At 41.2% G+C, this 13,214-nt stretch carries 15 protein-coding genes and 1 riboswitch; of the genes, 8 read left to right on the top strand and 7 right to left on the bottom strand.

Features of this window, described 5'->3' with window-relative positions; all coding sequences use genetic code 11:
• Positions 1-81: 81 nt before the first annotated feature.
• Together NK987_RS05270 and NK987_RS05265 are read left to right on the top strand one after the other, a co-directional pair.
• Positions 82-594: an FKBP-type peptidyl-prolyl cis-trans isomerase gene (locus tag NK987_RS05270; RefSeq protein ID WP_259263021.1), complete on the top strand. Its 513-nt coding sequence runs from the start codon at positions 82-84 to the stop codon at positions 592-594.
• A 229-nt stretch (positions 595-823) separates the two neighbouring features.
• Entirely contained in the window at positions 824-1,621 is a 798-nt protein-coding gene (locus tag NK987_RS05265) for a DUF3050 domain-containing protein (RefSeq protein ID WP_259263020.1), read from the top strand.
• A 40-nt stretch (positions 1,622-1,661) separates the two neighbouring features.
• On the opposite strand, the gene NK987_RS05260 is transcribed toward NK987_RS05265, so the two are convergent.
• Complete coding sequence (locus NK987_RS05260) at positions 1,662-2,618, bottom strand: threonine ammonia-lyase (protein ID WP_259263019.1); 957 nt, start codon at positions 2,616-2,618, stop codon at positions 1,662-1,664.
• 65 nt (positions 2,619-2,683) lie between these two features.
• On the opposite strand from NK987_RS05260, the gene NK987_RS05255 reads away from it, so the two are divergent.
• The gene (locus NK987_RS05255) at positions 2,684-3,358 is read left to right on the top strand and encodes a peptidoglycan DD-metalloendopeptidase family protein (protein ID WP_259263018.1); all 675 of its coding nucleotides are present in this window, start codon (positions 2,684-2,686) and stop codon (positions 3,356-3,358) included.
• On the opposite strand, the gene NK987_RS05250 is transcribed toward NK987_RS05255, so the two are convergent.
• Positions 3,352-4,122, bottom strand: coding sequence for a type III pantothenate kinase (locus tag NK987_RS05250; protein ID WP_259263017.1), 771 nt, complete (start codon positions 4,120-4,122; stop codon positions 3,352-3,354). The two genes, NK987_RS05255 and NK987_RS05250, sit on opposite strands and share 7 nt — an antisense overlap.
• Positions 4,123-4,234: 112 nt before the next feature.
• Between NK987_RS05250 and NK987_RS05245 the strand changes: the two genes are divergently transcribed.
• The 5 genes from NK987_RS05245 (at position 4,235) to NK987_RS05225 (ending at position 7,234) form a co-directional block, all read left to right on the top strand.
• The gene (locus NK987_RS05245) at positions 4,235-4,708 is read left to right on the top strand and encodes a GNAT family N-acetyltransferase (protein WP_259263016.1); all 474 of its coding nucleotides are present in this window, start codon (positions 4,235-4,237) and stop codon (positions 4,706-4,708) included.
• Between the two features lie 79 nt (positions 4,709-4,787).
• The gene (locus NK987_RS05240; RefSeq protein WP_259263015.1) at positions 4,788-5,258 is read left to right on the top strand and encodes an MbcA/ParS/Xre antitoxin family protein; all 471 of its coding nucleotides are present in this window, start codon (positions 4,788-4,790) and stop codon (positions 5,256-5,258) included.
• Positions 5,259-5,266: 8 nt separating this feature from the next.
• Positions 5,267-5,725, top strand: a complete 459-nt coding sequence (locus NK987_RS05235; RefSeq protein ID WP_259263014.1) for an RES family NAD+ phosphorylase — start codon at positions 5,267-5,269, stop codon at positions 5,723-5,725.
• Positions 5,726-5,737: 12 nt separating this feature from the next.
• Positions 5,738-6,496 carry an SDR family NAD(P)-dependent oxidoreductase gene (locus NK987_RS05230; protein ID WP_259263013.1) on the top strand — a complete coding sequence of 253 codons (759 nt, stop codon included), beginning with the start codon at positions 5,738-5,740 and terminating at the stop codon, positions 6,494-6,496.
• Between the two features lie 141 nt (positions 6,497-6,637).
• Positions 6,638-7,234: a hypothetical protein gene (locus NK987_RS05225; RefSeq protein WP_259263012.1), complete on the top strand. Its 597-nt coding sequence runs from the start codon at positions 6,638-6,640 to the stop codon at positions 7,232-7,234.
• 101 nt (positions 7,235-7,335) lie between these two features.
• Here NK987_RS05225 and NK987_RS05220 read toward each other — a convergent pair whose 3' ends face one another.
• The 5 genes from NK987_RS05220 to pnuC all read right to left on the bottom strand — a co-directional run bounded on the left by NK987_RS05220 (position 7,336) and on the right by pnuC (position 13,181).
• Positions 7,336-9,729, bottom strand: a complete 2,394-nt coding sequence (locus tag NK987_RS05220) for a TonB-dependent receptor (RefSeq protein ID WP_259263011.1) — start codon at positions 9,727-9,729, stop codon at positions 7,336-7,338.
• Positions 9,730-9,908: 179 nt separating this feature from the next.
• A riboswitch (TPP riboswitch) is annotated at positions 9,909-10,005 on the bottom strand.
• Between the two features lie 150 nt (positions 10,006-10,155).
• The gene (locus NK987_RS05215; RefSeq protein WP_259263010.1) at positions 10,156-11,220 is read right to left on the bottom strand and encodes a fatty acid desaturase family protein; all 1,065 of its coding nucleotides are present in this window, start codon (positions 11,218-11,220) and stop codon (positions 10,156-10,158) included.
• Between the two features lie 140 nt (positions 11,221-11,360).
• A complete protein-coding gene (locus NK987_RS05210) occupies positions 11,361-11,879 on the bottom strand; it encodes a hypothetical protein (protein WP_259263009.1) in 519 nt (172 codons plus the stop codon).
• Between the two features lie 164 nt (positions 11,880-12,043).
• Positions 12,044-12,565 carry an ATP-binding protein gene (locus NK987_RS05205; RefSeq protein WP_258424765.1) on the bottom strand — a complete coding sequence of 174 codons (522 nt, stop codon included), beginning with the start codon at positions 12,563-12,565 and terminating at the stop codon, positions 12,044-12,046.
• Positions 12,558-13,181: a nicotinamide riboside transporter PnuC gene (gene pnuC, locus NK987_RS05200; protein ID WP_258424764.1), complete on the bottom strand. Its 624-nt coding sequence runs from the start codon at positions 13,179-13,181 to the stop codon at positions 12,558-12,560. The genes NK987_RS05205 and pnuC overlap by 8 nt, the downstream gene beginning before the upstream one ends.
• Positions 13,182-13,214: the final 33 nt, after the last annotated feature.

The following is a 13,214-nucleotide window of genomic DNA, read 5'->3' as shown; positions in this document are numbered from 1 at the left end:
AATCCAATGATTTCCCGGATTTGCTGAACTGGTTTATTCCTTTTTGGCTTAATTTGAAAAAAATTGTCAACCTACCATATCATGAAAATAGAGAAAAATAAAGTTGTAGCAATCAGCTATGAGCTACATGTCGACGACGGGGAAAACGGGAAGGAGCATTTTGAAAGCGTCAAAAAAGAACAGGCTTTTCATTTCCTTTTTGGAACAGGCCATGTTCTACCGGCCTTAGAGGCTGCTTTTGAAGGAAAAGAAGCCGGAGATAAGTTTGAGGTTTTTATAGATTATGAACATGGCTATGGGGACTATGACGAAAGTAAAAAAGTAATTGTACCCAAGGCCAACTTCAAAGAAGACGGCAAAAAAGCCAAGAATTCCCTACGGATCGGTCAGGTTATTCCGATGCAGGATGACCAAGGCAATCAGCTAAGGGGTGAAATAACAAAGATTGATTATAGAGGAGTCCATATGGATTTCAATTCGCCATTGGCTGGGTTGGATCTATACTTTGAAGGAGAAATCGTATCCGTCAGGGATGCTTCCCCTGAGGAGATCGACCACGGTCATGTGCATGGTGAAGGTGGACATCAACATTAAGTTTCAAATGAGATGGAGCCAAATATACCTGTAGGCATTTGTCTTATGTGAGTTATTGTCGCTGACATATTTCGGGCTCCTCATTTTAGCTTAAAAAAAATTCGTTGGTTACCGATGTCTTTTTATTTACTATTTAATTCATTTGAAGAAGATTCTGAGTGTTTTTTAAATCGATTTAATTCAAAATCATGTTGTGATCGGGTATTAAACTTGTCTAAAAACTTTACTTATGAATCTAAATATTCAAAGAATTTTAAATGAAATAACCCCATACAGAGCGGTTCTATTAAACCATCCTGTCTATAATGAAATAAAGAACCTAAAAGATTTTCGGGTATTTATGGAAAATCATGTATTTGCCGTATGGGATTTCATGACCCTCTTGAAGGCTTTACAAATGAAACTTACCGGAACATCAATTCCTTGGATACCTTCATCAGACCCTATAATCACCAGATTGATCAATGATATCGTACTTGCAGAGGAAAGTGATGAAGATGGCAAAGGTGGCTATTGCAGTCATTTTGAGTTATACCTCCGGTCCATGAAAGAAGCAGGAGCAAATACTGAGAAAATTACCGACCTAATATCCATGCTAACAGAGGGACAAGAGCTGGAGAAAGTTGTCGAGGAACTTGACTTGCCTGAGCACATTCTTCATTTTTTGGAAGTAAATTACAGGGTAGTGAAAAAGGGTAAAGCCCATGAAATAGCCGCTTCCTTTACCTTGGGAAGGGAGGAATTGATACCGGATATGTTCCGCAGGTTGGTCAATGACCTTATCAGTACAAAACCCTCTGAACTTTCTACTTTGAAATATTATTTTGACAGGCACATTCATCTTGATGAAGACCACCACGGGCCTCTTGCGCTTAGGATGCTCGAGCAACTCTGTGGTAATGATGCCCAAAAATGGAATGAGGCAGAACAGGCGGCAAAGGAAGCTCTTGAGGCAAGAAAAGTCCTTTGGGATGGAATAAATAAGGAAATATTAGCGCTTTCAGTCCAAAAAATAGCTTCCTATTGATATAAATTCCCCTACAAAATCAAATTTTGTAGGGGATAAATCAAAAAGGCAATTTTCCCAAATCCACATTTCCTCCCGAAAGGATAATCCCTACTTTTTGACCCTGAAATCTTTCTTTGTTTTTGAGCAATGCTGCCAATGGTACCGCACAACTCGGCTCAATGATGATTTTCATCCTTTCATAGACAAGGCGCATCGCTTCGATGATTTCTGCTTCATTGACCGTAAGGATATCGTCGACATATTCCATGATGATCTCAAAATTGATCTTTCCTAGGGAAGTAAGTAAGCCATCAGCGATTGTTTTAGGACCGACCATCGGAATCAGTTCTTTGCCTTTGAAGGAACGGTAAGCATCATCGGCGCCTTCAGGTTCACCGGCGATGACCATTGTGCTTGGCGAAATATACTTGGTAGTCAGCGCGGTTCCGCTGAGTAATCCCCCGCCCCCTACGGGAGCCATCACGGTATCAAAGGGAATTCCTTCTTCCCACATTTCCAACGCGCAGGTTGCCTGTCCTTCGATGACATCCAAATAGTCATAAGGAGGGATAAAAACCGCCTCAGTTCTTGCCACCACTTCCTTCAGGGTGGTTTCTCTTGCAATCAAATTGGGTTCACATTCGATGATTTCTCCCCCATATCCTGCAACCGCTTTTTTCTTGATTTCGGGTGCATTCGAAGGCATGACAATGTATGACTTGATCCCTGCGACTGAAGCCGCTCTAGCCAAAGCCGCAGCATGATTGCCGCTGGAGTGGGTGGCTACGCCGTTTACCTTTTGCTCGTCAGTCAGTTTCATTACTGCATTGGCAGCACCACGGGCTTTGAAAGCGCCTACTTTTTGGAAGTTCTCACATTTGAAATAAATCTCACAACCCGCGATTTGGTTGATGGCTTCAGATGTCAGGATAGGTGTACGGTGGATAAATGGCTGGATTCTTTGATGCGCAGCCATGATATCATCTATGGTGGGAAACACAGTAATGTCATTCATGGAAATAAAGATAAGCGAAGGTCTTAAAACTGACAAAATTTTTATCTTGCAGCAAAATGAAAGCCATGCCTTCTTTAGAAAACTTACTGTTGGATGTTTCGATTTTTCCGGTAATGGGAAAATGGTTGGATGCTTCCAATTCCATCAAAATGGACTTTTCTCCTAAAAATAAAGAATTGCCAACTGTTGATATTTCCAATACAGAAACTTTTAACCGCTATGTTTTTGGATTGCTGGAAAAGGCCGGAAAAAGGTTTGGCCATGGTGGATATTTCGAACACCGTGTCATTTACAGCAGGAGTGCAGTTTTTGCAACGCAAGAATCAGATTTCCGGGATATCCATATGGGCGTGGATATCTGGGGGGAGGCAGGAACCCCGGTATTTGCGCCATTGGATGCCATGGTCCACAGTTTCCATGACAATGCAGGTTTTGGTAACTATGGCCCGACCATCATTTTACAGCATAAAATCAAAGGGACAGTATTTTTCAGTTTGTATGGTCACTTAGCCAAAAGTGATTTGGTACATCTAAAAATTGGTCAAGCCATTTCCAAAGGAGAAAAATTTTGCCATCTCGGCCCCTATCCTGAAAACGGAGATTGGCCCCCGCATTTGCATTTTCAACTGATGTGGGACTTGATGGGAAATCATGGTGATTTTCCGGGAGTATGTTCACATCGGGATATTGAAAAATATAAATTAATCTGTCCTGATCCTGCAATCCTAATCGGTCATTGATTAGCTAAAGTGATGAGGCGGATCCCTTCTAAGGTGAGGTTGCGGTCGATAACTTCAAATGATCCTTCCAAAGTGGACATGATGGAAGAGAGTCCTCCTGTGGCAATGATGTGACAGGAATAGCCCAATTCATTTTGAATGGTTTCAAGCATTCCCTTTACAAGACCGGAATAACCATAAAGAATTCCTGCCTGAATGGAATGGATGGTATTTTTACCCAAAGCGGATTCGGGCAATTTCAACTCCACTTCCGGCAATTTCGAAGTATTGGCAAACAAGGATTTGATCGCCGTTTTCAGTCCAGGGACAATGTTGACTCCCAAAACTTTTCCTTCTTTTCCGACCACAGTAAAGGTCAGGGCGGTTCCAAAGTCCACGATAATAGTTGCAGATTTGAATCTATCGAATGCTGCAGTCACGTTACACATCAGGTCGCTACCGATTTCATTTGGCCTTGAAGTACTGACTTGGAGTTTTTGATAGCTCTTCCCTTGGATGAGATAACAGTTTTTTTCAAGGTATTCTTTACAGAATTGCTGCAGAATCGGGTTAATCTCTGGAACAACCGATGAAATTCCGATGGCAGTGATTTTATCTGTTTTGATACTTTTCTCTAGGAAAAACAAATGGATTTCGCGTTCAATCTGAAGAACAGTGAGTTCCTTCAGGGTATTGATCCGGTATTCATGGATCCATTTTTTTAAATCTTCATCAAAAAACCCAAAGGTAATGTTGGTATTGCCGGCGTCAATCGCTAAAAACATGCTTCTATCAAGGTTAGGTATTCTGGTTCGTGTATGGCGCCTTACCAAAGCGCCATATATCCAAATATATAAATTGATTTTTTGCCTTTGTGTTTTTTGGTAATTTTCCATCATGTATACCATCAGAGAAGGAAAAATAGAAGACCTGCCAAGGGTTTTGGAACTGGTCAAAGAACTTGCACTTTACGAAAAAGCACCCGAGCAAGTAACCAACACATTGGAAATGATGCAAGAAGACGGTTTTGGACCAAATCCCATATTTGGGCTTTTTGTAGCTGAAAAAAATAGCACGGGTGAAATCATTGGTATCTCAATATTTTATTACCGCTACAGTACCTGGAAAGGAAAGCGGCTATACCTAGAAGATATCGTGGTCACAGAAACCGAAAGAGGTCATGGCGCAGGCAAATTGTTATTTGACCGTACGATGCTAAAATGCATCGAAGCCAATTGTACCGGCATGATGTGGCAAGTATTGGACTGGAATACCCCGGCAATCAATTTCTATCAGAAGTATGGTTCAGAACTAGACAGCGGTTGGATCAACTGTAACCTACAATCAGAAGATATTAAGAAGATTCTGTAAATTTATTGCAAATGCAATATAATATTATTGCAAATAACAAAATCTTATTATCTTTGAAGAGGATATCAATGGATCAGCTATGACCATCAGTTTCTCTAATACACTCTCAGGATACCGGGATACTTCCAATGTTCTGGATTTATTTGCTTCTCAATATTTTTTCAAAGCTCCAAGTGATAAGGTAGCAGAGCCAAGTGCCTATATGGAGGTATCCATGTCTTTTGCAGATACCAAGCCGTTGTTTGATTATTTGGAATACAGTCAGCATGAGGTGGCAGAGCTGATGGAAGTGGATCCAAGTACCCTTTCCCGTTGGAAAAAAGAAGACAAAACATTGACCCGATTGCTAACCAAAAGTATCATGGATATGGACAAGATCGTATTTAAAGGAGTCCGGATTTTTGGCTCTGAGACATTGTTTTCTGAATGGCTCCACACATCGAATGTTTCATTGGGAGACCGGATTCCTGCCGATATGATGCGCAATCCTTATGGTTTGGAGTTGGTAGAGGAGGCATTGGAGGCTATGTCTTGGGGTAATTTTATGTAATCTCCATCTTGAAATATTTCCGACTTATAGAAAATCTGCCCGGAAGAAGCCCCTTGGGCTTTGGAATGGGTGCAGGTAGATGGAATCCTTATGGCACGCCTTTGATTTATGCCTGCAACCAAATTTCCCTTAACTTTTTGGAATTGCTCAGCATCAAAGGTCCCACTGTAAGCCGAGCATCATGGTCCTTGGTTACCATGGATATCTCAGGGGAAATCCCTTATTTAGAACCTTCTGACTGGCCTTCAGATTGGAGAAGGCGTCCACATCCGGTCAACACACAGCAATTGGGAAATTACTGGGCAAGACAGATGGCATCTGTAGCATTACAGATCCCTTCCGGCTGGATTCCTGCAAGTTCTTTTCCTGATGAACATAACCTCTTGATCAATCCTCTGCACCCTGATTTTACTCAAACCGTCAAATTGGTATCTCAGGAAACCGTAAATTTTGAAGTTAACAATTAGAACTTAACCCATATGAACATCGATCTGAGTAACCACCGAATCCTTGTCACAGGAGCTTCCCGAGGAATCGGAGCAGCGATCGCCTCCCAGCTTTCAAACTCCGGAGCAGAAGTTTTACTCCATTTCAACAAGAATATCACTGAAGCAAAAAAACTTCAAGATTCTTTACCCAACCCTTCCCACCTTGTACCCTGTGACTTATCTGACCTAGAATCTGTCAAAGGGTGGATTCCCGAACTCATCAAAACATATGGAAAAATTGATGCTGTAGTAAACAATGCCGGTATCGCCATTGGAATTCCCGACAATGCGCCTACCACAGAATGGTTGGATGTCTGGCAAAAAACCATGGACGTCAACATCCATGCATTGGCAATTATCAGCAAAGAGTTCATAGAGCATGCGCGCAAAAACAAAAACGGCAGGATTGTAAACATTTCTTCCCGTGCGGCATTTAGAGGAGATACGCCTGATTATCTGGCTTACGCTGCTTCCAAGGCCGCTATCGTGAGTTATACCAGATCAATCGCCAGGTATTATGGAAAAGAAGGAATCAAGGCTTTTCTAATAGCACCTGGGTTTACTAGGACTGACATGGCCAATGAAATCCTTTCTCAATATGGTGAGGAATTTGCATTGAACGACATTGCCCTTAATCAATTAACCGAACCAAAGGATATTGCCCCGATGGTGACTTTATTATGCTCAGGTCTTGCGGACCATGCTACCGGCTGCACGATAGATATCAATGCCGGTTCCTATGTACATTAAAGGGATATAAGGTTGATATAAATAGAAATAAATTGAAATAAGGTTAGAATCCATCGCATTATTCAGGGTGATCATTTGCTTGAATTTGATATTCCAATTTCCTTACTCTTCCAAAATAGTGTACCAATAAAGTTTATTCCATTGGCAAAAAATAACAAAGACACCCTATCACCGGAACTGGTTCGATTATTAAAAATCTTCGGAATAGGATCTTTGGTTTTTGTTTTGGTGATGTCATTTTTCAATGAGAAAAGAGCCAACAACTCAGGGAAGGAACCGAGTCCAATGAGAATAACCGATGCCGAGAGGTTATACTTCAAAAATGTCCGTTCAGCTTATTATGATATAGAAAACCGGAGAGATGCAAGAATGACTGTCTACCGGCATGGAAAGCGTGCGAAAAATACAGAAGAGCCAACCCTTGTTTTTTCTATCATTCTCAATCAAGTCAATGACGAAGCCTATATATTTTTAGAACCCAATTTTGAAGATCTTCCTATCCGTCTTAAGTGGCTTGGTCCTGAAAAAAATCAGGAAGGGGAAATTACCTTTGAAGGTGGGGATAAATTTGCTCATTTTGAATTTGCAGAACAAATTACTCCTTTGCTCATCGATAATGCCACATTTGAAGTTTGGCAAATAGACAATTGGGAACCATTGTGGGCGGATGAAAAGGAGAAAAACGCGGTGATGGTAACCATCGAAGATTATCAGAAGTTGATTGGGAAAACCAAATAAATTTCTTGCCCAAATCAAATGGAATTTCAATTGATTTTTCTTTTTGAAAATTGACCCCAAACCAGAAGATTCAATTCCGTGTTTGGGGTCAAATAAAAATCCTAAAACCTCACTTTAACCCCTGCAAGAAAATTGGTGCCGGCTTGGGGATAGAAGAAATTCTCGGTAACCAATTCTCTTCCAGCCGTTCCTTCAAGTGGCAGGAAATAGCTGAATGTATAGCCGTTTGGTTCATACATCCGATTAAAGATATTGTTCACCAAAAGCGTAAATTCAAGGTTTTTGACAAACCTTGGTCTCAATGCATAATTGAACCTGAGGTCATTGGTCATGAAGGCATTCAACATCCGGCTTTCATTTTGGGTATTGTCCAAAAATTGATTCCCCACATATTTGTTAAGAAGGCTTACTTCAAAGTTTTTGAAAGGTCTGAAATCTATGATGGCTGCACTGATGATATTGGGAGAAAAAGCAATATCCGTATTGGTGTGGACAATCACTTCCTGTCTGAAATCCTCCACTGAATAATCGTCTATGTATTCGGTAAACTCCTGGATTTTATTCCTGCTCAAAGTCAGGTTACCGGATATCGTCCACTTTGGCGATAACCTATAGGCAGCATCCAACTCAATTCCTGTGCGGAAAGAATTGGCTACATTTTCACGGATATATGCACCGACATCATTCAGTTGTCCAGTCAAAACCAATTGGTCTTTGTATCTCATGTAAAAGAAGTTAGCGTTGTAGCTCAGATTTCCTTTTTGGGTACGGATCCCTGCTTCGATATTCTGAAGATTTTCATGTTTGGGTGTTCGGTCTACCTGACTGTCGGTAAAGTCATTTCTTACAGGTTCTCGGTTGGCAACGGCATACGAAACATACCAGGTTTCTCCATTTCCGGTTTCAAAGGACAAGCCTAATTTGGGATTGAAGAATCTCAACTGATAGTCTCCCTCAATATCTCTCCTGTCATCATTGACGCCGACAAAAGAGTAATCTATTCCCCGGAATTGCATGTCTGCAAAAAGAAACAATCCTTTTGAAGCTTCTAATGTGGCTTTTGCATAGAGGTTGACATCATCTTTGACAGCAGTATTGTCATAATACCGGTCACGGATTTGGGTATTGCCTGCTGTTCCCATCCAAATGATTTCCCCGAAATGGTCTCCGTCATACCGGTTGGCACCACCGCCAAAAATCACATTCCATTTATCATCATCCGTGACATAATTGAAGGAAAAAACACCTCCAAAAAAGTCATTGTCCAACCACCTTCTTCTGATGATATCTGTTCTTGAAATGCTTTCTCCTCCAATCTGTATCGGGTCCAATCCATAATCAGAAAGCTCATCATCTTCCCGGAACTGTTCATAATATCCCCTTCCATAAGTATAATGCAATCCGGCATTTGCTTTCCAATTGCTCCCCAATGTACCGGTATAAATCAGTTGATAATGATCCTGTTGGTAGTTGTCAGTTTGGTTGTCATAGGTGTAGGGATTGAAAGTTCGGTTGGTCTGGAGCAGTGATTCCGGAACGCCCTCCCAAGATTGGTAGGTTTGCTCTTTGCCTGAAATGATGTTCAGCTTGACGACATGGTTTTCTCCATAATATCCGCCTGAAAGGAAATAGGATTTTAAATCAGAAAACGCCCTGTCGATAAACCCGTCAGAACTTATCTGAGACAACCTTGCATCAAATCCCCATCGATTATTGATCAAACCACTTCCGACTTTGACCATATGCCTCCGGGTATTGAATGAACCGAAGGAATTGTCCACCTCCCCGTAAGCTTCTTTCTCATGGCTGTCTGTTTGGATATTCATACTTGCTCCAAAAGTAGCCGCTCCGTTGGTGGATGTTCCGACACCGCGTTGGATCTGGATATTCTCTACAGACGAGGCAAAATCCGGTTTGTTGACCCAAAATACACCATGGGATTCGGCGTCATTCAAGGGGATACCGTTGATGGTAACGTTGATCCTGGTCTGGTCCGAGCCTCTGATCCTCAATCCGGTATAGCCTACTCCAGCTCCTGCATCCGAAAAGCTGACTACCGAAGGAGTGAAGTTTAGCAAAACAGGGATGTCCTGACCCAAATTGAGTTTGGCTATGTCGCTTCTATCCACCATTTTGAAAGTAGTGGGAGTCCTCTCGGAGGCACGGGTTGCATACACGATAAATTCCTCAGTGAGCAAGCTGCTTGGAGAAAGGACTACCTGGAGTTCTGTAGGATTTGGTAGTTGGATTTCCTGCGAAAATGATTCAAAACCTAGGTAGGAAATTCTCAGCGTGTATTTTCCATCAGGAATATTTTTGATTTCAAAATTTCCGTTGAGGTCGGAATTGGATCCTCTTCCCGTTCCCAAGAGGACCACATTGGCCCCCAATAATCCTTCTCCTGAAGTGCTTTTGACTACTCCCCGGAGGCTAGACTGCGCAAAGGCAGACAATGATACCAGCCAAATGGCTAGCATAAATACTGATTTTTTCATGGTTAATTTAATACATATTGCCTGAGCAACATTTGGTTAAACATCAGAAAACCAGGGGAGATTTTCTGTTTTGTGTTTACCCTTTTACCCAAATCAAAAAAATCGACATAGTGTTTTGCATGCATGCTTGGACAGGAATCATCCCAATCCGAACTTTAGTCCCCTATGTTCAATAATTTAATTTGAGTTACTCATTTCCCTTCGCCGGCACTACCCGGATCAGGTATTGTGGGTATGATCTCAGCCCGATTTGTTAAGGCACCCCTAATGATCTTTACGCAAATGTAATCGGAAATGCATCAGATGCAAAAAAAATCCGGAAGGAACCTCTTGGGTTTTTACTTCCTTACTATTTCATGAAAAGAAAAAAGCCATGGATTTGGTCCATGGCTTGATTTATATTTCTCAAAAGAAAAACTTGTTATTTTAATAGTTATTTCCTAAGTGCTTCAAATGATTCACGTGAGAGGAGAAAGCCAATCTCATCTTTGGATGCTCTAGGTAAGGAATATTGTATTCCAGGCAAGTCTCCTTGATGATTTTGCTGATGGCAGGATAATGCACGTGGGAGATGTTTGGGAAAAGATGGTGTTCTACCTGGAAATTTAAACCACCGACAAGCCAAGAAAGAATTTTATTGTTTGTAGCGAAGTTGGCCGTGGTCCTCAACTGATGGACAGCCCACTCATCTTCAAGTTTATTAGCCTCCGTCGGCAAGGGAAATTCTGTCTCTTCCAAGGAATGCGCCAATTGGAATACTACGCTTAGGAAGACGCCGGTTGAAACACCAAAAACAAGGAAACCTACCAACCAAGGCATAAAACCTACCATGTAAATGGGCAAAGCAATGAACAGGAAAAGGTTGGTTACTTTGAATCCCCAAAAAGAAACATGGTCTTTCCAACTCATTTTTTGGATGGGTACGGAACCGACTCTTTTCTGGACATATTTTTTATAATCTGTAACAAATACCCAATACAGGTATAGCAATGCATATACAAACAAGAAGTAATGATGCTGGTATTTGTGAATTTTGAAGTGTTTTTGGGATGGGTTTAACCTCAAGAAAGGTCTAGCATTCATGTCATCATCGTGGTCTGCCACATTGGTGAAGGAGTGGTGGGCGACGTTGTGTTTTGTCTTCCACATGAAAACATTTGCTCCAAGAAAATTGATGGTGACTCCAGCAAGTTCATTAACCCATTCTCTTTTACTGAAGCTTCCATGTGCGCCATCATGCATCACGTTGAATCCTATGGCGGAGGCCAAACCTCCAAGCAAGATTGCTTCAAGAAGTGCTATGGCCCAAAATGGGGTAAAGAAAACAAGATGGACATAAACAGCCACAAACAACACCACAAATAAGATGGCCTTGAAGTAGAGTGAACCGTTGCCGGTTGGTTCTAGGTTTTTTTCGGTAAAGTAATTTTTGATTCTGGACTTCAGATCGGCATGAAAGGAAGTTGCTGTGCTAAATCGAGGCGGACGCATAATGATTTATTGTAGAATTTGTATTTGTTATTTTTATAAAACAGGTGAAATTCTGTTAGTTAAATGTAAAGGTAGGCTTATTTATTATAATTCTAAATTAAGAATGATGAGTGGCGCTATAGTTAGGATTTTTAACTTGATCAAAAGGCGACTCCCAATTGCAAAGCAAATTCCAGAGAACCGGGATCATCATTTCCAAATCTCACCGGCATCGGTACTGTCACAAACCAACTGCTAAACTGGCCTGTTTTGATGGTTTTGCTGATTACGGGTGTAAAGCCATACCTTCCTGAAGATTCAAACGACAATAAGGCATTGAAGTTCCATCCTTTTGGATAATGAAACTGAACACCGGGATTGAAAACCAGATTTGCCATTCTGCTTGACCCTTCACTGAACTGGATCAAAGGAACCAATTCAAAGATAAAACCGGCTTTATTGCTTTTTCCCATCAATACAAATCCTGACGGAAATCCTATGACATAGCCATCACTAAAATTATTGGTAGTCTCCCCTCCACTGAATTTGACCAAGGGGTTGAGCACACTGAAATATCCCGTCAATCGGGATGGTTCGGTGGGATTAGGTTTGTCTTGTGAAAAAACTTGGGTAGAAAAAATCAATCCCAAGGCAAAGATCAGAATGATGGTTTTTTTCATTTTGGGTTAGTTTAAAAGTGTTTTTGAAAAACTAGGTAACAGACCGTTCCATAAGGTTTTATACTGGTTAAAGTCTTCAAAACTATTCCATAAATTACAATTTTATCCTGACAAAAATCATCCTTTGAAAAAATTTTGACTAATCCCGTATTTTTGATTCTGACTCAAATCAATTTTTCGTGGATAAAATCTATGGAAAGTTGCATCCTATCTTCCTGATTTCCGGATACGAGAGCAAAAGGAACCCCGGATTCAAGAAGGATTTTTTGGTAAAGGTCAAAGAAATATTTCCTCATGAAAGGATCAGGATGCTCCCGTTGCGGGTCATCCTTCCAAGGAATATCGATGTCCGTCAATAGGTATAAATCGTATTTGCGGGTTTTGATCTGATCCTCAATCCATGGATGAACTCTTCCGTATTTATGATTACTCCAAACTTTGATCACATTCAGGTCGGTATCACATACCAAGAGATCTTTGGATTTCAAGCCAAATTCATCCTCGAGACCAATCTGTTCCTTTGCAATTTCAGTCAGATCATCATAGGCGTAGGGTCGGTCCAGGTTGTCAAGGTATTCTCTTGCGAATTCGGGAACCCAAAGGCAGCCAAAATGATCTGCAAGGTTTTTTGCCAAGGTGCTTTTTCCTGTAGATTCCGGACCGATGATGACCACTTTTTTAAGCATATGCCTCCTTTTCTACTTTGGCAGTTTTGATCCAGGCAATCAAACCGAGGACGGCCAAAATTGTGAAAAACAAAAACTGAAAAGAAGTCAACATCAGTCCTTTGTAAAAATACAAAGGCACTGAAACAATATCTGTAACGATCCAGGCAATCCAGTTTTCTACTTTCTTTTTGGCCATCAGCCACATACCGACAAAGGCTGAAGCAGTCGTAAAAGAATCCCATGCCGGCACATCGCTATCGGTAATGTTTTTCAACACCAAAAAAAGTACTGCGTATGATCCGAAAAACAGTAACACAGATTGAATGATGCCCTTTTTGTCCAGCCATGTGACCGGCAACTCTTCCTTACCATCAGTAGGTCTGCTCCAGAGATACCAGCCGTAGATCGACATGGCAAAGTAATATGCGTTAATGCCCATGTCTGCATACAGTTTATACTTCAGGCAGATATAGACATAGATGATCGTGCTGACCATGCCGGTCGGGAAAACAAGGATGTTTTTTTTGATGGAATAATACACACTCGCAATCCCAAAAAATACTGCAAAAGCCTCCAGCCAGGTCATCTGCGCGACTCCCGCCTTCATTCCTTCCCAAATCCATTGTAAATCCATAGAGCGAATTAAGGTATAAAAAGACTATGAGAC

Origin of the sequence: Aquiflexum gelatinilyticum (assembly GCF_024813435.1) — a bacterium.
Lineage (GTDB): Bacteria > Bacteroidota > Bacteroidia > Cytophagales > Cyclobacteriaceae > Cognataquiflexum > Cognataquiflexum gelatinilyticum.
The sequence above is the reverse complement of the archived record's forward strand: the minus strand, read 5'-3'. Positions and strand labels throughout refer to the sequence as shown.